The sequence below is a fragment of the Streptomyces boluensis genome, from assembly GCF_009908195.1.
GTDB classification, from domain to species: Bacteria; Actinomycetota; Actinomycetes; order Streptomycetales; family Streptomycetaceae; genus Streptomyces; species Streptomyces boluensis.
Genome location: NZ_JAAAHS010000050.1, coordinates 1 through 18,865 on the forward strand (window position 1 = coordinate 1; position 18,865 = coordinate 18,865).

At 70.2% G+C, this 18,865-nt stretch carries 18 protein-coding genes; 4 read left to right on the forward strand and 14 right to left on the reverse strand.

Features of this window, described 5'->3' with window-relative positions:
• The 7 genes from GUY60_RS38870 to GUY60_RS09710 all read right to left on the reverse strand — a co-directional run.
• Positions 1-387 (reverse strand): cytidine deaminase (locus GUY60_RS38870; protein ID WP_161695942.1); only part of this gene is annotated, 387 nt, incomplete at its 3' end.
• Positions 384-1,646, reverse strand: coding sequence for an ABC transporter permease (locus GUY60_RS38875; protein WP_161695944.1), 1,263 nt, complete (start codon positions 1,644-1,646; stop codon positions 384-386). The genes GUY60_RS38875 and GUY60_RS38870, both read right to left, overlap by 4 nt.
• Positions 1,643-2,803: an ABC transporter permease gene (locus GUY60_RS09690; protein ID WP_161695945.1), complete on the reverse strand. Its 1,161-nt coding sequence runs from the start codon at positions 2,801-2,803 to the stop codon at positions 1,643-1,645. The genes GUY60_RS38875 and GUY60_RS09690 overlap by 4 nt, the downstream gene beginning before the upstream one ends.
• Positions 2,800-4,479, reverse strand: coding sequence for an ABC transporter ATP-binding protein (locus tag GUY60_RS09695; protein WP_161695947.1), 1,680 nt, complete (start codon positions 4,477-4,479; stop codon positions 2,800-2,802). The genes GUY60_RS09690 and GUY60_RS09695 overlap by 4 nt, the downstream gene beginning before the upstream one ends.
• A gap of 99 nt (positions 4,480-4,578) precedes the next feature.
• A complete protein-coding gene (locus GUY60_RS09700; protein ID WP_161695949.1) occupies positions 4,579-5,625 on the reverse strand; it encodes a BMP family lipoprotein in 1,047 nt (348 codons plus the stop codon).
• A 282-nt stretch (positions 5,626-5,907) separates the two neighbouring features.
• Positions 5,908-6,960, reverse strand: coding sequence for a BMP family lipoprotein (locus GUY60_RS09705; RefSeq protein WP_161695951.1), 1,053 nt, complete (start codon positions 6,958-6,960; stop codon positions 5,908-5,910).
• Positions 6,961-7,123: 163 nt separating this feature from the next.
• Positions 7,124-8,362 carry an amidohydrolase gene (locus tag GUY60_RS09710; RefSeq protein ID WP_161695987.1) on the reverse strand — a complete coding sequence of 413 codons (1,239 nt, stop codon included), beginning with the start codon at positions 8,360-8,362 and terminating at the stop codon, positions 7,124-7,126.
• A 339-nt stretch (positions 8,363-8,701) separates the two neighbouring features.
• On the opposite strand from GUY60_RS09710, the gene GUY60_RS09715 reads away from it, so the two are divergent.
• Positions 8,702-9,172, forward strand: a complete 471-nt coding sequence (locus GUY60_RS09715; RefSeq protein ID WP_161695953.1) for a DUF6023 family protein — start codon at positions 8,702-8,704, stop codon at positions 9,170-9,172.
• Between the two features lie 174 nt (positions 9,173-9,346).
• A complete protein-coding gene (kilB, locus tag GUY60_RS09720) occupies positions 9,347-9,814 on the forward strand; it encodes a plasmid transfer protein KilB (RefSeq protein ID WP_161695955.1) in 468 nt (155 codons plus the stop codon).
• Between the two features lie 42 nt (positions 9,815-9,856).
• Here the strand turns inward: kilB and GUY60_RS09725 are convergent, their stop codons facing one another.
• Both GUY60_RS09725 and GUY60_RS39470 read right to left on the reverse strand, forming a co-directional pair.
• Positions 9,857-10,183 (reverse strand): hypothetical protein, encoded by a 327-nt coding sequence (locus GUY60_RS09725; protein ID WP_161695957.1) that lies wholly within the window; start codon positions 10,181-10,183, stop codon positions 9,857-9,859.
• Positions 10,180-10,308, reverse strand: coding sequence for a hypothetical protein (locus GUY60_RS39470; protein WP_281368410.1), 129 nt, complete (start codon positions 10,306-10,308; stop codon positions 10,180-10,182). Before GUY60_RS39470 ends, GUY60_RS09725 begins: the two co-directional genes overlap by 4 nt.
• A gap of 358 nt (positions 10,309-10,666) precedes the next feature.
• On the opposite strand from GUY60_RS39470, the gene GUY60_RS09735 reads away from it, so the two are divergent.
• Complete coding sequence (locus GUY60_RS09735; protein WP_161695961.1) at positions 10,667-10,975, forward strand: putative quinol monooxygenase; 309 nt, start codon at positions 10,667-10,669, stop codon at positions 10,973-10,975.
• The gene (locus tag GUY60_RS09740; protein ID WP_312866237.1) at positions 10,972-12,219 is read left to right on the forward strand and encodes a helix-turn-helix domain-containing protein; all 1,248 of its coding nucleotides are present in this window, start codon (positions 10,972-10,974) and stop codon (positions 12,217-12,219) included. Before GUY60_RS09735 ends, GUY60_RS09740 begins: the two co-directional genes overlap by 4 nt.
• Before the next feature lie 272 nt (positions 12,220-12,491).
• Here the strand turns inward: GUY60_RS09740 and GUY60_RS09745 are convergent, their stop codons facing one another.
• The 5 genes from GUY60_RS09745 to GUY60_RS09765 all read right to left on the reverse strand — a co-directional run bounded on the left by GUY60_RS09745 (position 12,492) and on the right by GUY60_RS09765 (position 18,766).
• Complete coding sequence (locus GUY60_RS09745; RefSeq protein WP_161695965.1) at positions 12,492-13,367, reverse strand: hypothetical protein; 876 nt, start codon at positions 13,365-13,367, stop codon at positions 12,492-12,494.
• Between the two features lie 93 nt (positions 13,368-13,460).
• Positions 13,461-15,011 carry an SMI1/KNR4 family protein gene (locus tag GUY60_RS09750; protein ID WP_161695967.1) on the reverse strand — a complete coding sequence of 517 codons (1,551 nt, stop codon included), beginning with the start codon at positions 15,009-15,011 and terminating at the stop codon, positions 13,461-13,463.
• Between the two features lie 199 nt (positions 15,012-15,210).
• Positions 15,211-16,443: a hypothetical protein gene (locus GUY60_RS09755; protein ID WP_246234601.1), complete on the reverse strand. Its 1,233-nt coding sequence runs from the start codon at positions 16,441-16,443 to the stop codon at positions 15,211-15,213.
• A gap of 47 nt (positions 16,444-16,490) precedes the next feature.
• On the reverse strand, positions 16,491-17,435 hold the full coding sequence (locus tag GUY60_RS09760) for an N-acetylneuraminate synthase family protein (protein WP_161695969.1): 945 nt from the start codon (positions 17,433-17,435) through the stop codon (positions 16,491-16,493).
• Between the two features lie 11 nt (positions 17,436-17,446).
• Positions 17,447-18,766 carry an acylneuraminate cytidylyltransferase gene (locus tag GUY60_RS09765; RefSeq protein ID WP_161695971.1) on the reverse strand — a complete coding sequence of 440 codons (1,320 nt, stop codon included), beginning with the start codon at positions 18,764-18,766 and terminating at the stop codon, positions 17,447-17,449.
• Between the last annotated feature and the right edge of the window lie 99 nt (positions 18,767-18,865).

Sequence of the window (18,865 nt, forward strand, 5' to 3'; positions counted from 1 at the left end):
TAAGAGACAGGCCTGGGGGAGCATCTCGGCGAGGGTGAGCACACCCGCCGGGGTCTCCAACAACAGCTCGGGCCCGCCGAATTCGTAAAGCAACTGCCGACACCGCCCGCAAGGGACAAGGACCGAACCCGTCCCGTCCACGCACGTGAAGTGGGTCAGGCGGCCCCCGCCGGAGAGTTGGAGGGCCGAGACCAGTCCGCACTCCGCGCACAGACCGATCCCGTACGACGCGTTCTCGACGTTGCAGCCGCTGACCACGCGGCCGTCGTCGACGCGGGCCGCCGCGCCGACCGGGTAGCCCGAATACGGGGCGTAGGCACGGGACATGGCGTCCCGGGCGGTGGCGCGCAGGGCGTCCCAGTCGACGTCGGCGGCGGCGGATGTCACGCGCCTTGTCCCTTTCGGTACGGCTTGCCGTTCGCCTTCGGCATCCGCAGGCGCTGCGCGGACAGCGAGAGGACGAGGAGCGTCACCACGTACGGAGTGGCGGTGACGACCTGGGTCGGGACCTCCGTGGTGAAGGCGTACCAAGCGAACACCAGGGCCGAGACCACGACGGAGATGGCGGCGCTGACGTATTTCCTGCGGACCAGCATCCAGACCGCGCCGATCAGCACGAGGATCGCGATGAGGAGCAGCAGGGCGTGCACGTTCTCCGTACCGCCGCGCAGCTTGAGACTGTCGGTGTAGCCGAACAGGCCCGCGCCCAGGGCGAGTCCGCCGGGCATCCAGTTGCCGAAGATCATCGCGGCGAGGCCGATGTAGCCGCGGCCGCCGGTCTGGCCCTCCAGGTAGAAGGGGTTGGCGACGATGGAGAGGAACGCTCCACCGAGGCCGGCCAGGCCGCCGGAGATGATGACCGCGAGGTACTTGTACTTGTAGACGTTGACGCCGAGGGACTCGGCGGCCGTCGGGTTCTCGCCGCAGGAGCGCAGCCGCAGGCCGAACGAGGTGCGCCACAGGATCCACCAGCTGGCCGGGACGAGCGCCAGGGCGACCAGGGTGAGCGGCGACATGTTGGTGACCAGGCCGCCGAGCAGACCGGCGAGGTCGGAGACGAAGAACCAGCCCTTGTCGTTCAGTTCGGCGAGTCCGTCGGAGAGCCCCGGTACGGAGAAGGTGCCGAGCGACTCCACCGGCGGGGACTGCTTGGACGTGCCCTGCGGGACGCCCTCGAAGGCGAACGCGGAGACGTACCGGGTGACGCCGAGGGCCAGGATGTTGATGGCCACACCGGACACGATGTGGTTGACGTTGAAGGTGACCGTGACGATCGCGTGCAGCAGGCCGCCGAGCGCGCCGCCCAGGATGCCGATGAGGACACCCACCCACGGGCCCCACTGGTAGCCGGCCCAGGCGCCGAACCAGGTGCCGAGGATCAGCATGCCTTCGAGGCCGATGTTGATGACGCCGGAGCGCTCGGCCCACAGGCCGCCGAGTCCTGCCATGCCGATCGGCACGGCCAGCTTGAGGGCGGTGGACATCTGGCTGACGTTGGTGATGCCGTCGGCGCCCGTGATGATGCGGACCATCGAGGTGAGCGCCAGGACGCCCGCGATGATCAGCAGCAGCACCGGGAGCGAGACCCGGCGGCGGCCGCGGGCGGGCGCGGCCGGCTTCTTGTCGAGGACGGTTGCCGTGCTCATCGGCCCGCCACCTCCTTCTGGTTGCCGTTGTCGGAGGGGCCGGACGGGCCGGAAGTGCCCTTGCCGGAGGCGCCGAGGACATGGCCCGCGGCCAGTTCCTTGCCGACGCGCTGCTGCTGGCGGCGCAGGCCCCAGCGGCCTACGGCCTCGTACGAGACGACGACCGCGATCACGATGAGGCCCTGCATGATGACGGCGATCTCGGTGTCGTAGCCGCGGTAGTCGAGCTCGGCGGAGGCCTTGTCGAGGAAGGCCCAGAGCAGCGCCGCGAAGGCGATGCCGACCGGGCTGCCGCGGCCGAGGAGCGCGATGCCGATGGCGGTGAAGCCCAGCGAGGACGGGAACGACAGGCTGTACGTGTGGGTGTCGTTGAGCAGCGTCGGCAGGCCCGCGAGGCCCGCGATGGCGCCGGAGAGCAGCATCGCGGTGAGGACCATGCGCTTGGCGTTCACACCGCTGGCCGCGGCGGCCGACTCGGAGGCGCCGGTGGCCCGCAGGTCGAAGCCGAAGCGGGTGCGGTTGAGGACCACCCAGTACGCGATGCCGAGGGCGACCGCGACGAAGACGAAGCCGTAGAGCTCACCGGCCGCGCCGAGGTCGATGGACGGGAACCAGCCGGACTCGTGCATCTCGCCGGTGGTCTTGTTGTTGCCCTGCTGCACGCCGAAGAGGGAGGGCAGCGTGAAGTAGCCGATGACGGCGGTGGCGATGGAGTTCAGCATGATCGTCGCGACCACCTCGCTGACTCCGCGCGTGACCTTCAGCACACCCGCGATGCCCGCCCAGAACGCGCCGGTCAGCGCGGCCACCAGGATGAGCAGCGGGAGCTGTACGGCGGCGGGCAGGGCGACCTTGGCGCCGACGACGGCGGTCACCATGGCGGCGAGCCGGTACTGGCCCTCGACGCCGATGTTGAACAGGTTCATGCGGAAGCCGATGGCGACCGCGAGCGCCGCGATGTAGTACCCGGCCGCGGCGTTCACGATCAGGACCTGGATGTCGGCGAAGCCGACCTGCTCCAGCATGATCGCGTACGGCTCGAACGGGCTCTTGCCCGAGGCGAGCAGCACGCCCGAGGTGAGCAGTACGGCGACGACGAGCGCGATGGCCGGTCCTGCCACCGCGAGGAGCACGCGCTCCTTGTCGAACTTCTTCATCGGGCCTCGTCCTCCGGGGCGGCGGATTCGTCGGTGTGGTCCGCGGGCGCCTCGGCGGTCCCGGGATCCGCGGGCTCCTCGGTTCCCCCGGGGGCCTCGGGGGCTTCCAGGTGGCCGGAGGCGGCACCCGTCATCGCGGAGCCCAGCTCCTCCGGCGTGATCGTGGCCGGGTCGGCGTCCGCGACGAGCTTGCCGCGGTAGATCACGCGCAGCGTGTCCGACAGGCCGATCAGCTCGTCCAGGTCGGCGGAGATCAGCAGTACGGCCAGGCCCTCGCGGCGGGCCTCGCGGATCTGGTCCCAGATCTGCGCCTGCGCGCCGACGTCCACGCCGCGCGTCGGGTGCGCGGCGATGAGGAAGCGCGGGGCGTGGCTCATCTCGCGGCCGACGATCAGCTTCTGCTGGTTGCCGCCGGACAGCGAGGCCGCGTCGACGTCGATGCCGGGGGTGCGTACGTCGTACTCCTCGACGATGCGCCGAGTGTCGGCCTGCGCCGCCTTGAGGTCCAGCCAGAAGCCCTTGCTGTTGGGCTTCTCGGTGACGTGGCCGAGGATGCGGTTCTCCCAGAGCGGGGCCTCGAGGAGCAGCCCGTGCCGGTGCCGGTCCTCGGGGATGTACCCGATGCCGTGCTCGCGCCGCTTGCGGGTCTGCCAGTCGGCCATGGACTCACCGGCAAGCCGCAGCGTGCCGGAGTCGGCGTGCTTGAGGCCGATGAGCGCGTCGATCAGCTCGGTCTGGCCGTTGCCCTCGACGCCCGCGAGGCCGAGCACCTCGCCCGCGTGGATGGTGAACGAGATGTCGTCGAGCAGGGCCCGGCCGCCCTCGCCGAGCAGCCGCAGCTGGTCGACCTCGATGACCGGCCGGTCGGTGACGGTGGACTCGGCGGTCTCGGGCGTGGGCAGTTCGCTGCCGACCATCAGTTCGGCGAGCTGCTTGGTGGTGGTCTCGGCGGGGACGACCGTGCCGACGGTGGTGCCGCGCCGGATCACGGTGATCTCGTCGGCCACCGAGAGGACCTCGCCGAGCTTGTGCGAGATGAAGATGACGCTGAGGCCCTCGGCCTTGAGTTCGCGCAGGTTGTCGAAGAGTGCGTCGACCTCCTGCGGGACGAGGACCGCGGTGGGCTCGTCGAGGATCAGCGTGGTGGCGCCGCGGTAGAGGACCTTGAGGATCTCCACGCGCTGCCGGTCGGCGACGCCCAGGTCCTCGACGAGGGCGTCGGGGCGCACCCCGAGGCCGTACCGCTCGGAGAGTTCCACGATCTTGGCGCGGGCCCTGGCGCCGATGCCGTGCAGCTTCTCGCTGCCGAGCACGACGTTCTCCAGGACGGTGAGGTTGTCCGCGAGCATGAAGTGCTGGTGCACCATGCCGATACCGCGGTCGATGGCGTCGCCGGGCGAGCCGAAGGTGACCTGCTGCCCGTCGACGCTGATGGTGCCCTCGTCCGGCTTCTGCATGCCGTAGAGGATCTTCATCAGGGTGGACTTGCCTGCGCCGTTCTCCCCGCAGAGGGCGTGCACGGTGCCCCTGTGGACGACTAGGTGGATGTCGTGGTTGGCGACGACACCGGGGAACCGCTTGGTGATGCCGGTCAGTTCGACGGCAGGGACGGTTCCCGCTTTCGGTGGGCTACTGGACGTGGCGATGGCGCACTCTCCTGGCGAAAGGGGGGCCATCTACACGCGTAGCGCCCCTATTTGCTGTCGGTCGACCGGCGAACGGGGCACCGGAAGCAGATCCTCCCCGTGCCCCGTTCCGTACCCGAGTCCCTGTCGTTACGGCTTGTCCTTGACCTTGATGTCGCCGTTCACGATGCCTTCCTCGGCCTTCTTCACTGCGTCCTGGATCGCCGTGTCCTTCGAGTACGTCGGGTTGGACGCGGACAGAGCCACCTCACCGGACTTCAGGTCGCCGCGGACGACACCGGTGGTGGGCTTGCCATCCTGCACCGACTTGGCCAGGTTGAACACGGCCTTGGCGACGTCCTTGGTGGCCGAGGTGAGGATGTACTGCTTGTACGCGGCCAGCGGCTTCTGCGCGTACTGGTCCGAGTCCACCCCTATGGCCCACTTCTTGGCCTTCGCGGCGGCCTCGATCACGCCCTGACCGGAGAGGCCCGAGGCGTGGTACACCACGTCGGCGCCCTTCTCGATCTGCGCCTCGGCGGCGGCCTTGCCCTTGTCGGGGCTGGTGAAGCCGCCCTCCTCGGCGGTCTCGGTCAGGTACTGCCGCTCGACCTTGACCTTCGGGTCGGTGTCCTTCACGCCCTGCGCGAAGCCCGCCTCGAACTTGTGGATCAGCGGCACGTCCACACCGCCGACGAAGCCGACGTGCTTGGTCTTGCTGGCCTTGGCGGCGGCGACGCCCGCGAGGTACGAGGCCTCCTGCTCGCTGAAGACCAGGGACGCGACGTTCTTCGCCTTGATGGTGGCGTCGTCGACGATGCCGAAGGTGACCTTCGGGTACTTCGCCGAGGCCTCCTTGACGGCGGGCGCGTACGCGTAACCCACGCCGATCACCGGGTTGAAGCCCTGCTTGGCCAGCGAGATCAGCCGCTGCGTCTTGTCCGCGTCGGACTCGCCGTCCTTCGGCTCGACCGCGGTGCCCTCGTACTTGAACTCCTTCTTGGCCTGCTCCATGCCGGCGGTCGCGGCGTCGTTGAAGGACTGGTCGCCCTTGCCGCCGACGTCGTACGCGATGCCGACGCCCTTGGACTCCCCGCTGCCGGAGGCGTCGCTGGAAGTGCCGCCACAGGCGGAGACGGAGAGGGCGAGAGCGGCGGACGCCACGCCTGCGACCGCTATTCGTGAAACCCGGCGCATGTGAAGTGCTCCTTCGTACAGGCGCCGAGACGGAAGGGGGTTCGACGCTGACTCCGCCGCAGATTAACGCGCGTAGACCCCTGGGAAAAGACCTTCTGGCCAAGCCGTTATCCGGCTGTGTCGAAGGGGTCGCCGCGGCCCGTCTCGGGACACGTCCCGGCTTGGCATACGCAAACGGGCGGGCGCCCGGAGAGTTCCGGAGGCCCGCCCGATGCCCGATGCGCTCAGGTAGCGGCGTCAGCGGTGGTCGCGGCGGTCACCGCGGACCCGGCCGCGGGGCGGCTACGGAGTGGTCGCCACCTTGATCTTCCCGGCGATGATGTCCTCCTTGGCCTTCGCGACCGCTTCCTTCAGGCCAGGGACCTTGCCGAACTCCGGGTTGGACTCGGTGACTCCGACGCCGCCCTCCTTCAGCGAGAACCGCTGCTCACCGCTGAGCGGCTTGCCGTCCTCCACCGACTCGGCGAGCGAGAACACCGCACCACCGACGTCCTTGGTGGCCGAGGTCAGGATGTACGCCTTGTACGCGCTCAGCGCCTTCTGCTTGTACTGGTCCGAGTCGACGCCGATGGCCCACTTCTTCTCCTTGGCGGCGGCCTCGATCACGCCCTGACCGGAGAGCCCGGCGGCCTGGTAGATCACGTCGGCGCCGTTCTCGATCTGCGCCTCGGCGGCGGCCTTGCCCTTGTCCGGGCTGGAGAAGCCGCCCTCCTCCGCGGTCTCGGTCAGGTACTGCGTGATCACCTTGACCTTCGGGTCGGTGTCCTTCACGCCCTGCGCGAAGCCCGCCTCGAACTTGTGGATCAGCGGCACGTCCACACCGCCGACGAAGCCCACGGTCTTCGACTTGGTGGCCTTGGCGGCCGCGACGCCCGCGAGGTACGAGCCCTGCTCCTCGTTGAAGACCAGCGCGGCGACGTTCTTCGCCTTGACCGTCGAGTCGTCGACGATGCCGAACGTGGTGTCCGGGTAGGCCTCGGCGGCCTCCTTGGTGGCGTTGGCGTAGATGAAGCCGATGCCCACGACCGGGTCGTACCCCTGCTTGGCGAGCTGCTTGAGGCGCTGCACCTTGTCGGCGTCGGACTCGCCGTCCTTCGGCTCGACGGCGGTGCCCTCGTAGCCGAACTCCTTGCGCGCCTGTTCAAGTCCGGCGTAGGCCGCGTCGTTGAACGACTGGTCGCCCTCGCCGCCGATGTCGTAGGCGAGGGCCATGCCCTTGTCCTCGCCCGACCCGCCCGAACTGGTCCCGCCACAACCGGTCGCGAGCAGCGCCAGCGCGGCGACGGCCACGGCGGTACGCGTACATCTCTGAGTGATACGAGGCATTCGACGCATTGGAAGCACCCCTTCAGATCCCCGACGCGCCGCTGACGGCGCCGATTTGGGCGCACCGTAACGCGCGTAGAAGCACCGCGGAACGAAACCCGTCCGCCGTTACCGATTCGTGCCGCCGTGCGAGTGGGCACGACGGCACGGATGGAGCACGCGCACGCGTGGCTTAGGGGCGGCTCACCGCGCCGTCGAGCAGGGCGGCGGCGGTGAACAGCTCCACGCCCACGGTGATGGCGGCCTCGTCGGCGTCGAAGTCGCCCTGGTGCAGGTCGCGCACGGTGCGCTCGCCGGGGACGCGGACGCCGAGCCGGGCCATGGAGCCGGGCACGTGCTCCAGGTACCAGGAGAAGTCCTCGCCGCCGAGGCTCTGCTCGGCGTCCTCGACGCTCATCGCGCCGCGCCGCACGGTCATCGCCTCCCGCAGCAGCTCGGTGACCGCGTGGTCGTTGACGACGGGCGGCACGCCGCGGATGTAGTTGATCTCGGGCTTGGCGCGGTACAGCTCGGCGATCTCCTGGATGGCGCCGTGCACCAGGTCGGGCGCCGCCCGCCACGCGTCGAGGTCGAGGCAGCGCACGGTGCCGGAGAGTTCGGCGTGCTGCGGGATGACGTTGCAGGCGTGCCCCGACTCGATCCGCCCCCAGGTCACGGCGAGCCCGGACCGCGCGTCGGCCCGCCGCGCCACGAGCGCGGGCACGTCGGCGACGACCCGGGCGGCGGCGGTGACGAGGTCGGTGGTGAGGTGCGGCCGGGCGGTGTGCCCGCCGGGCCCGTCAAGGGTGACCTCCAGGCGATCACAGGCGGAGGTGATCGGCCCGTTCCGGATCCCGATACGGCCGGCGTCCACGCGCGGGTCGCAGTGCACGCCGATGATCCGCCCGACCCCGTCGAGCACCCCGGACTCGATGGCGTCGGTCGCCCCGCCGGGCAGCACTTCCTCGGCGGGCTGGAAGATCAGCCGTACGGGCTGCGGGAGTTGACCCCGCTTGTCGAGTTCGGCGAGGACGAGCCCGGCCCCGAGCACCACGGTCGTATGCACGTCATGCCCGCAGGCGTGCGCGCGGTCCGGCACGGTGGAGCGGTACGGCACGCTGGTCTTGGTGTCCGGGATGGGCAACGCGTCGATATCGGCCCGCAGGGCGAGCATCGGCCGCTGGGGCGGCTCTTGGGGGTTCCCGATGTCACAGATGAGCCCGGTGCCGGTGTCGAGCACGCGCGGCGCGAGCCCGGCTTGTTCAAGCCGCGCCTTGAGCGCCGCGGTCGTGCGGAACTCCTGGTTCCCCAACTCCGGATGCATGTGCAAGTCGCGCCGGAACGCGATGAGTTCGACACGCAGCTCGTCGGAGAGGGAGCCGGGCAGGGTGGCCCCGGCCGGAGACTCGGAGACTTCGGACGCACGGGACATCAGTTGGTTCACCCTGCGAAGGGTAGGGCGGTTCCGGGGTCAACTAACCCGCGATCAACAAAACTTCAGCCGGATTGACGTAAGAAAATCGGGCGCCGTGTGTATAGGTGGGAGGCGTGGGGGGTACGAACTATGGCCGCATCACTGGAGCGGCCCTCAGTCGCCCCCCTCCCCGGTGCGGGTGCCTCGGCTCAGATCTTGCTCAGATATCCCCCGGCGAGGGGCTGTCCGGCAGATCCACGCATAGGTTTACCCGAAGCCCGCCTGACCAGCGGGCACAACCACAGAGGGGGAACTCCTATGCGCAGCACACCGCTGAGACGCGTTCTGATTCCTGCCGTGACGCTCGCTCTTGCGCTCACAGGGTGCTCCGAAGGCTCCGCGAAGTCGGGGGCTGGGTCGGGGGCGGGGTCACCGACGAGCAGGCCGACCCCGACAGTCACCTCCGAACCGCCGAGCGAGCCGGACGAGAAGCTCGGGAAGCAGGCCGAGGCCGCTCTGAACACGGTGACCATCGACGATCCGGAGTTCGTCGAGTCCGGCCTGGAGACCCTCAGCGACGGTGCCCACTCGAAGTCACTGCTGACGCGCGGCAAGTCCTACCGACTCGGCGTGTCCTGCGCCGGAAAGGGCAAGGCGGAACTCACCGTCCACACCGCCCCGGAGCCGGTGGTACGACGCTTCGACTGCGACGGCACCGCGACCTACGTACGCGTCGCGGAGGCACCGCGCACACTCGGCATCGACGTCGAGGGCGAGCCGGGGGCATCCGGCATGGTCGCGTGGCTCATCAGCGAGACGGCCGCGTAGCGACAGGCGAACGGCCCACGAGCCAACCCATGGCCACCTCGAACGCCTCCCGCCAACGGGCCGGATCTATGCTGCTGCCTCCGGCCACCGACGCATCGTCAGTCCACCCGGCTCACGCTGATCAACGGTGGCCGCACCCGCCCGGAGCCGGCCACCGAACCACGAAAGCAGATCATGATCGCTGTCCTTGCCGTCATCGGGACGCTCCTCGGGTCGATCATCACCGGCACGTTCCAACACCTGGCAGCCGGCCGCGCCGAACGGGCAGCCGCCGCTGAGCAGTTGCGTCGCGACCGGCTCGATGCGGTGACCACGCTCGCCTCCGCCGGCTCCGATCACCGCCGGGCGCTGTGGATGCGTGGGGAGGCCCGGTTGCGTGGCGCCGGCGACGTGGAGCTGGAGGAACTGCGCTCCAGGTCTCACACCACCCGCTCCGCCATCACCCACCCCCTGGTCGCGCTGCGGCTTCTCGTACCCGACCCGGCTGTCCACGCCACCGCGCAGGCGATGGTCGTCGCCACCTACGACATGGTCGATGCCGCCACGAGCATCGAGGAACTCACCGCAGCACAGGACGCCGCACGGGCCGCACACGACCACTTCATCGACGCTGCCGCCGCGTTCTTCAGCGCCAACGCCTGAGGGGACTTGTACGGGTTCCCGGCCGCCCCTCGGGATCACGGGTCAGTCAAGGCTGACTCCCGAGGCCGGGTCCATCGCTCGCTCGGGAGCGGTGAGCCGCGCACCCCTGCTGACCGCGATACGGCACACATCACGCAGCGCCTCCGCCAGGCGGTCGGCCAGAAACCTCAACTGTGCCGAGGTCACCTCCTCGTCCACCGTCATGTCCGCCGCGTGGTCCAGGAGTTCATCCGCCATGTCGAGCTGTACGGATTCGATGTCGTCGGCGACGCGGGAGACGTGGCTGGAGCCGGTGCCGTCGCCGATCAAGTAGCAGGGCTTGCCCTCCGGGCCGGACCAGGGGAGCAGCCGCACGGTGTGGCGGGTCACGGCGTCACCTCCACCCCGTGGATGCGGCTCGGCCCCACGTCGATGCCGTACGAGGAGAGCAGGAGGGCGCGGCGGCGGGCGCGCTGGAGGCGGACTTCCTCGCGTTCGCGGACGACGGGGACCACGGCATACGAGCGAACTCGGCCGAAAACACCCGCAGTTGGCGTCGAGCAGGGGGTACACGGCAGTGGGCCCTGCACGACACGACCGGCACACCGCGACCGATGGCGCCCCGTCGGCGGGAGAAGGAACCGTAGAACCGGCTCTAAGCAGCGGGCGATAAAGTTCAGCACGTCGACCTGCTTCCGTCAGGTTGGCCATGCCCCCGGGCCGTTGACGCGGTCGCGGGGGCCCTTTCGTGACGCCGAGTAGCGACGCCTCGCTCAAGGTAGTAACAGAAAAATTGCTAGTCAAGTAAAACTGCTACTACCAACAGGAAGGCTGACTTGAGACCCTGACTGCGACAACGCGAGAGGAGTTCGAGTGCACCCAGGTTTCGGACTGGTGGTCCGCTTCACCCTGAGCGAGGGCTCCGAGGGCGCCTTCGACGCGCTGGCGGCGCAGACCCTCGACGGCATCAGAGCCGCCGAGCCCGGCACGGCGCTCTACGTGACCCACCGCGTACCGGGCGAGCCGAGCGTCCGGGTCTTCTACGAGCTGTACGAGGACCGCGCCGCGTTCGAGGCTCATGAAGCACAGCCGTACGTGCAGCACTTCCTGCGTGAGCGGGAGCGTTACGTTGATCGGACCGAGGTGACCTTCCTGGCCGCCGTGGACGGAAAGTTGCAGTGACCTCAGTGACCGACGACGACCGGCGCGCGTTCGGCGCCCGCATTGCCGGGCTGCGAGCCGAACGCGGCATGACTCAGAAGCAGTTCGCCGCCGAGATCGGCCGTACACCGAGCTGGCTGTCGCAGGTGGAACGAGGCGTCCAGCCGGTCAACCGCCTTGATGTACTGCGACTGTTGGGCGACGCACTCGGCGTGTCCGTCCAGGACCTGCGACCGGACGCTCCGCAAGGGAGCGAAGCGCGAGCGCAGGATCCCGCGCCGAACGACCTCGACCAGGCCAGACTTCTGATCTCCGGCCATCCCGCTCTCGATGTCGTACTCGCAACGGAAGGCCCTGGCGAGACCCCCGACTTGGCCGACCTGAGCTCGGACGTGGACTCCATCTGGCGCTCCGCGCACGGTGACCGGTTCGCAGAGCTGAGTGCCGAACTTGGCCGCAGCCTGCCGCGCCTCGAACGCGCGACCCGGACCGCCGCCGCGAAAGACCGGCCCGAGGTGTATGCCCTCCTCGCACGCGCCTACCACGCCCTCTCCGCCGCGTTCGTCCGCCAGAACGAGGCGGACGCCGCGTGGGTGGCCGCAGACCGCTCCATCAGTGCCGCCGAGCGGTCGGGCCGGGCGCTCGACGTCTTCGCGGGCATCTTCCGGCTGGCTCACGCATTCGTCCGGCTCAAGCGCTACGACCAGGCCGAGCACGCGGCACGCTCGGCGGCCAATGTCCTGCGTCGGCACACGGACGACCCCGAGCGCGTCACCGAGGAGGCGCTGTCCCTGCTCGGTGCCCTGCATCTCGTACTCGCCCTGGTGTACGCACGCTCCGAGGATCGCTCGGGAGCGCGCAAGGAGGTGGAGTGCGCTCGCCGCATCGCCCGCCAACTCGCTTCGGACAGGAACGACTTCGACTTGGAGTTCGGGCCGACGAACGTCGAGATCCAGGCGGTCTCGGTCGCCGTGGACCTCGGTGACGCCGGCGAAGCGGTGCACATCGGAGAGGCGCTCGACGCTTCCCATCTGTCCGCAGAGCGTCAGGCCCGCCTCGCCATGGACCTCGGGCGAGCGCACGCCCAGCTTCGTCATGGCGGCGAGGCTCTCCGTTGGTTCCTGCGCGCCGAGGAGCTCTCACCCGAGATGGTGCAGTCGCATGTCGCGGCACGGGCCGCGGTCCGGGACCTCATGCTCGTCGCGGGGCGCTCGGCACCCGTCGAGTTGAAGCGCCTGGCCGAGCGTACGGATGCGATGGCTTGAGGTGGAGCAGCGAGCCGAAGTCAACGGCAGCCCTGCCGCCCACAGTTCGCCCTGCGGAGGGCCGAACAGGGTGACCCTTGCGCAGGCGCCGGACGGAACCTCGTCGCGTGCCTCCGAGGAGCACTTCGTCCGGTTCGTGCGCCCTCCGCTCGCTGAACAGCTTCCCTGACGGCTCCGCTCAGGCATTCCCCGTCCCGACGACAACCTCCCGTGACACCCAAAAGTGACCGTCGGCCCGTAGGCGCCGTCCTCTTCGACAGGCGGTCGAAAGCTCAGAATCCCCCCTGGTGGTTCTCCAGCATGATGTCGAGACGTTCACGGAGCAGAGGGCGGCCGAGATCGTCGTAGGCGCGGGCCCACAGCGGGTGGAGGTGCGGGAGGCGCTGTGCGTTGTCGTGGTAGGCGGCGGCGAGTCCCAGGAGGGCGCTTGCCGGGTGGCCCGCGTCGAGCATCCGGGAGGCGTCGGCCAGGATCGTGTCCGTCTCCCCGGTGAAGGAGGGGTACTCGTCGCCGAAGGCGTCGTTCGGTGCGAGAACGCCGATGCCGGTGCCGGACGGGTCGGGTTCGTGGCGCCAGCCGGGCGGCGGCGCGAGATCGAGGGGGATCTCCACGTCGCCGCCGCCGGGCTTCACCCCGTACTCCGCGGTGGGCCGGATACCGAGTACGGCCGACAGGCGTGCCACCTGGGCAAGGTTGTGCTCTCCTCCGCTGCGCAGGGCGATGGAGAGCAGAAAGGTGAGGCCGTCCAGGGTGTTCCGGCCGATGACGCCCGGGTCCTTGTGGCCGAAGGAAGCAACGGGATGGTCGGTGCGCCCGAGTTCCGGCGCGGGGACCACCCATCCGACGCAGGTGCCGTTGCCCAGGTCCGCGAAGGGCAGGAGTTCCGGTACGGACATGAACGGTATGAGGTGTCGGCGGAGCACCTCCCCCTCGTAGCAGTCCTCCCACCCCTGAGGCGCGAGGGGCATCTCGCACAGGTCGAAAGGCAAGGCGAAGCTGGTCTGGACGCGGAACGGGTCGTACAGGCCCTCCTCGTACAGGTCCGTCTTGAGGAACCCCTCTTCCCAGGCGATGTCGACCACCTTGGCGAGCGCGGGTGGGGTGGGGAACGGGAACAGGTCGTCGACCCAGCGCGGTTGTGTCGTCATGGGCCGAGTGTCGCAGCCAGGTGTGACAGTCGCCGGAGGTCAACTCCTCGACGCCCGCGAGGAGTTGATGGACCTGCGGAGGCAACCACCTTCCTACGCGTCCTCCGGCAGCCGGCCCTCGTAGAAGCGGACGTCATAGTCGCTGCCGCCGAGGCCTTCCGCCCACGCGGCCAGCTCCCCGGGCGAGGCGGCGCCGCCGGCCAGCACGGCCGCGGCCAGGTCTGCCGGCCGCCCGGCGCCTTCGGTGAGTTGCTGCCACTGCTCCCGGCGCATCGACAGGTACCGCAGGGCCGGTATCTCGGCGAGCACATCAAGATCGCGCACCTCGGCCCCGGACAGGTCCAGTCCGTACAGCCGGGGGCAGTCTCGCAGCGGGGCCAGCGAGAGGGGCTCGGCCGACCACACCGTCACGGCTGCGAGCGTGGGGTGCCCGGCCAGCAGCGCCAGCTCCGCGTCGCAGGTCACAAACATGTGGTGCACAGGGGTCGCGGGGGTCTCGGAGGTCTCGGGGGTATCCGCCGCCGTACCCGCGCCGTCCATTGCGCTGTCCGCGCCGTCGTCGTCCTCGCCGTCGGCGGTGTCGGCCGTGTCGCCGCGGTGCTCCGGCAGGCCCGCCTCGATCCACAGCTCCTCCGTGGCGACCTCACACGTGTAGTCGCCGCGCTCCAGCGCCGCCAGTTGCAGCCGCAGCAGTTCGGTCACCGAGTCGGCGACGTACACGGGGCCGTCGTCGTGGTGCAGGCCGATCCGGATCACCTGACCCGGCCGTCCGCCCTCGGCCGGGTCCATGTCCACCGCCAGGAAGTCACCACCGGTGCTCTCCGCGAAGATGATCCAGCCGGGGCGGTCGGCCGAGGACCGCACCCTGGGCTGCGGCAGACCATCGGAGCGCGCTGAACCGAGCGTGTGGTGCTTCCACGTGCCGCCCACCGCCCACCAGCGGTCCGCTTGGTGCCAGGCGACCACCTCACGCAGGCTCTGCCAGGGATGCCGGTCGAAGATCCCGAGGCCGTCGTCGCCGTCGGCCACGGCGTACAGCGCCCGCAGGTCGTCCGGGAGCCGCACGCTCAGGGCCTGTTCGAGGTCCTCGATCATCTGGGCCTCGCGGGGAGCGGGCAGTACGTCTTCGAAGCTCTCCAGGGGCCCTGACTCCGATCCGAAGATCTCGGCCCGCTTGGCCAAGGTGGCCCGCAGCAGCCGCACCGCCTCCTGGGGATCCCCCGCCTGCGTGGGGTCCGCGGGTCCGGAGTGGAGATCACCGGCGTCCGGCGGCCGGACGTCAGGCCGCAGGACATAGACATAACCCGGATCTCCGGGTGCCGCCCCGAACGCCTGCTGCACGATCGCCCGGCTGGTCACCGCCTCGAACTCGCCGCCGGGATGCACCACCAGATCGATCATCAGCTCGTCGGCACCGGTGTCGTCCAGCTCGAAAACCCGCTTCAGACGGTCGAGGTTGCGCATGGAGCCGGGGCGCGACTTGCCGTCGGCGAGAACGTTGACCGCTCCGTGACTGCCCACGCCGTGCCGGCCGGCATGGGCGCTGATCGACGCCCGCTGCCATCCCTCGGGTGCCCCTTTGGCCATGCTGTGCGCCGTGCGCTGCAACAGCGCGGTGATTTCCGGGTTCTGAGGGCTGGTCATGCGGCTCGGCTCCCTTTCGCCAGTCGGGTCACACCAGTCGGGTCACATCGACCCGTGTGTGCCCCAATTGCAGCATCAGCCACTGACATCGAGCCCGGCTCCGTGCCCTCCCGCTACCGCCTCCGTGGGCCCGAACTCGCCGTCCGCGCAGGTGAGTTCACGTATCAAACGCCACCTGACCGATACGGGGAGCCCGGCCTCAGGCACTCCCCGCCGAAGGCAACCGCCGCACATCCCGGGCCGACCCCGTGACCCCCGAGAGGAACCCCTCCGCCCGTGGCGACGCGTTCTCCGTCAGCCAGGACGGGTCGATGTCGCAGACCGCCACCTCGACCTCCGTGCCCGCGAGCGCCAGCGGCAGCGTGTGGACGACGGTCGACGGGAAGCTGAGGATCGTGCGGCCTATGGGGCCCCTGCGGGCTATGAGTTCCAGGGGGAGGTCGGGGCGGACTATCTCCAGGCCTGTGCGTGCCGTCAACTCGTGGAGTTTTTCGGCGCTTTCGCGGCGGTGGGCGAAGTAGCGGGTGGCGTTGTGGGTGCGGGCCAGGTCCGCGACCGCCGACAGATAGCGGGCGGGGTCGACCACGCCCGTCTCCACCAGGGACGTGCCCACCAGGTCCGCGCCCTTCGTCAGGCGGGGCGGGCCGAAGCGGGCGCGGGTCCAGGCGAAGGTGTTGGGGGTGAGGCGGACGCCGTCCGGGGTCTCGTTCACCGGCATGGACGAGAAGACCTCGACCCGCGTGCCGCCTGCCGGGGTGAGGCGGCGGACCGCCGCGCGGGCGAACGGGGCGAAGACCAGGTCACGTGGGCTCGGGCGGCCGCCGCGCCGGTGCCAGCGCACCAGGCGTTCGCCGCGCGCGAGTTGGGCGATGAACTCCATCGTGGCCGTGCCGTCGTCGACGACCACCAGGTCGCGGGCGCGGGTGATGGTGAGGAGGAGTTGTACGTAGCGGGAGAACGGGTCGCCGATCACGACCCGGCGGGCGCGGCGGAGGTCGGCCGTCAGCGCGCCTATCGTCTTCACCGGGGCGCTCGCGCCGCCGCGCGCCTCCTCCCAGCGCACCGAGTGCCCCTCGTCGCGGGCCAGTTGGGCGACCCGGCGGAGCTGGCCCCGGGACATCGGGTCCAGCGGGGAGAGCACCACGATGGTCAGGTCCACGGCCGCCCCCGCCGACCGCTCCGCCTCCGCGTGGGCCCACTCCAGGACGTTCAGGAGCTGGACCGGGCTCTCGACGAACGCGAGCGTGCCGCCCGTACGAGAGCCCGTACGAGAGCCTGGACGCGAACCCGTACGAGGGCCCGTACGAGCGCCCGGACGCGAGCCCGGACGAGGGCCCGTACGAGGGTGGGCGCGGCGGCGGCCCGGGGCGCGGAGGTCAGGCGTGGCCTGCTCCGCGTCCCGGGGCGCGCCGTCGGGCCCGTGTTCGGACATCACCGTGAGGTGTCTCCGTATCCCGTGGTGTTCCGCGTCGGACCGCGTCAGACCGCGACCGGCTCGCGGTCGGCCTCGGCCGACTCCGCCGCCGCCACGACGCCCTCGACGCGGCGCAGCTTCTTCATCGGGCCGAGCTCCGACTCGTAGACCTTCTTGACGCCGTCACCGAGGGAGGCCTCGATGGTGCGGATGTCGCGGACCAGGCGGGTGAGGCCCTGCGGCTCCACGGACGCGGCCTGGTCGGAGCCCCACATGGCGCGGTCCAGGGTGATGTGGCGCTCGACGAACGTGGCGCCGAGGGCGACCGCGGCGAGCGTGGTCTGCAGGCCCGTCTCGTGGCCGGAGTAGCCGATCGGGACGTTCGGGAACTCGGCCTGCAGGGTGTTGATGACGCGCAGGTTCAGCTCCTCCGCCTTCGCCGGGTACGTCGAAGTGGCGTGGCAGAGAAGGATGTTGTCCGAGCCGAGGACCTCGACCGCGTGGCGGATCTGCTTCGGGGTGGACATGCCCGTGGAGAGGATGATCGTGCGGCCCGTGGCGCGCAGGGCGCGGAGCAGCTCGTCGTCCGTGAGGGAAGCGGAGGCGACCTTGTGGGCCGGGATGTCGAACTTCTCCAGGAAGGCGACGGCCTCGGTGTCCCACGGGGAGGCGAACCAGTCGATGCCGCGCTTCTTGCAGTGGTCGGCGATGGCCTGGTACTCGGCCTCGCCGAACTCCACGCGGTGGCGGTAGTCGATGTACGCCATCCGGCCCCAGGGGGTGTCGCGCTCGATGTCCCACTGGTCGCGCGGGGTGCAGATCTCCGGGGTGCGCTTCTGGAACTTGACCGCGTCGCAGCCGGCTTCGGCGGCGGCGTCGATCAGGGCGAAGGCGTTCTCCAGGTCACCGTTGTGGTTGATGCCGATCTCACCGGTGATGTAGACGGGGCGGCCGGGGCCCGCGGTCTTGTTGCCGAGGGTGCGCAGGCGGGACTGGGATGCAGCAGACATGAGGTGTTTCCTTAGCTGTTGAGGGAGTCGAGAGAAGGGCCGAGGATCCAGCTGGCGATCTCTCGGATCGCGCCTTCGCCACCGGGGACGGTGGTGACGGCGCGTGCGGCGCCGCGCACGACGTCGTGGGCGCTCGCGACCGCCACGGGCCAGCCGACGAGGCCGAAGCACGGGAGGTCGTTGACGTCGTTGCCGACGTAGAGCACGCGCTCAGGCGCGATGCCCTGCTCCTCGCACCACTGCTTCAGTGCGAGGTCCTTGCGGTCGATGCCGTGCAGGACCGGGATCTTGAGCTTCCGGGCCCTGGCGGCGACCACCGGGTTCTGTTCCGTGGACAGGGTCAGCAGCGGGATGCCTGCCTTGCGCAGGGCCGCGATGCCGAGTCCGTCGCCGCGGTGCACGGCGACGACCTCCCGTCCCTCGGAGTCGATCAGCACCTTGTCGTCGGTCTGGGTGCCGTCGAAGTCGATGACGATCGCGTCCACGTCGGACGCGGTCGGGAGTTCCTCGCTGTCGAGGAGCGGGGCGAGCGCACGCGCGCGGGCCAGGTCGTGCGGGTCGTCGACCTCCAACACCCTTGCGGGGTCGGTGCGGACGAGTTCCGTACGGCCGAAGAAGCGGTGCTTGTGCTCGCGGAAGCCGGGGGCGTCCATGGCGTACGCGGCGCCGGTCTCCAGAAGGTCCTGGGGGCGGTCCTGGCGGCGCGGCCGGAACGACTTGTCGTGGTTGACGCCGTAGCCGTCGCCGCCGCTGTCCGTGGCGACGACCGTCGCGGTGCCGGTCGAGCCGTCCACCGCGCGCTGGGCGCCGATGACCCCGTCCACGGCGCCGGTCGCCTCGTCCGCGCTGTCCCGCCATACGAAGCCGTGGAAGGGGGCGACGGTCAGGGCGGTCTCGGCGCCCTTCTCGGCGACCGCGGCGGCGACGCCGTCCACGTCCTCGCGGGTCAGGAACGGGCTGGTGCACTGGACGAGCAGGACCACGTCGACGGGCGCGCCGTGCAGCGCCTCGTGCGCGTCCATGGCGTGCAGCACGGCGGCCTCGGAGGTGGCGGTGTCCCCGGCGATGGCGGCGGGGCGGAGCACCACCTCGGCGCCGGCCTCACGGGCGACGGCCGCGATGGCGGGGTCGTCGGTGGACACGACCACGTCGGTGACGTGCCGGGCGGCGCGGCACTCGCGTACGGCACGGGCGACCAGCGGCACACCGGCGACCGGGGCGAGGTTCTTCGCGGGCACGCCCTTGGAGCCGCCGCGCGCGGGGATCACGGCGAGAACGCGGCGCACGGGCGCGGCAGTTGGGCTCGGTTGTCCCGGTTGCGAGTTGCTCATGGGCAGGTCTCCTTGGGGGGCGGTCTTCGTACGGGCGGTACGGGAGGTCGCCGTACGGGCAGTACGGGAGGTGGCCGTACGGGAAGCGCGGGCGGGGCG

Bases quoted from the DNA above. Each gene is read 5' to 3' on its own strand.
- GUY60_RS38875 (WP_161695944.1), bottom strand. From the start codon at position 1,646: ATGAGCACGGCAACCGTCCTCGACAAGAAGCCGGCCGCGCCCGCCCGC.
- GUY60_RS09690 (WP_161695945.1), bottom strand. From the start codon at position 2,803: ATGAAGAAGTTCGACAAGGAGCGCGTGCTCCTCGCGGTGGCAGGACCG.
- GUY60_RS09695 (WP_161695947.1), bottom strand. From the start codon at position 4,479: ATGGCCCCCCTTTCGCCAGGAGAGTGCGCCATCGCCACGTCCAGTAGC.
- GUY60_RS09700 (WP_161695949.1), bottom strand. From the start codon at position 5,625: ATGCGCCGGGTTTCACGAATAGCGGTCGCAGGCGTGGCGTCCGCCGCT.
- GUY60_RS09705 (WP_161695951.1), bottom strand. From the start codon at position 6,960: ATGCGTCGAATGCCTCGTATCACTCAGAGATGTACGCGTACCGCCGTG.
- GUY60_RS09710 (WP_161695987.1), bottom strand. From the start codon at position 8,362: ATGTCCCGTGCGTCCGAAGTCTCCGAGTCTCCGGCCGGGGCCACCCTG.
- kilB (WP_161695955.1), top strand. From the start codon at position 9,347: ATGATCGCTGTCCTTGCCGTCATCGGGACGCTCCTCGGGTCGATCATC.
- GUY60_RS09745 (WP_161695965.1), bottom strand. From the start codon at position 13,367: ATGACGACACAACCGCGCTGGGTCGACGACCTGTTCCCGTTCCCCACC.
- GUY60_RS09750 (WP_161695967.1), bottom strand. From the start codon at position 15,011: ATGACCAGCCCTCAGAACCCGGAAATCACCGCGCTGTTGCAGCGCACG.
- GUY60_RS09755 (WP_246234601.1), bottom strand. From the start codon at position 16,443: ATGTCCGAACACGGGCCCGACGGCGCGCCCCGGGACGCGGAGCAGGCC.
- GUY60_RS09760 (WP_161695969.1), bottom strand. From the start codon at position 17,435: ATGTCTGCTGCATCCCAGTCCCGCCTGCGCACCCTCGGCAACAAGACC.
- GUY60_RS09765 (WP_161695971.1), bottom strand. From the start codon at position 18,766: ATGAGCAACTCGCAACCGGGACAACCGAGCCCAACTGCCGCGCCCGTG.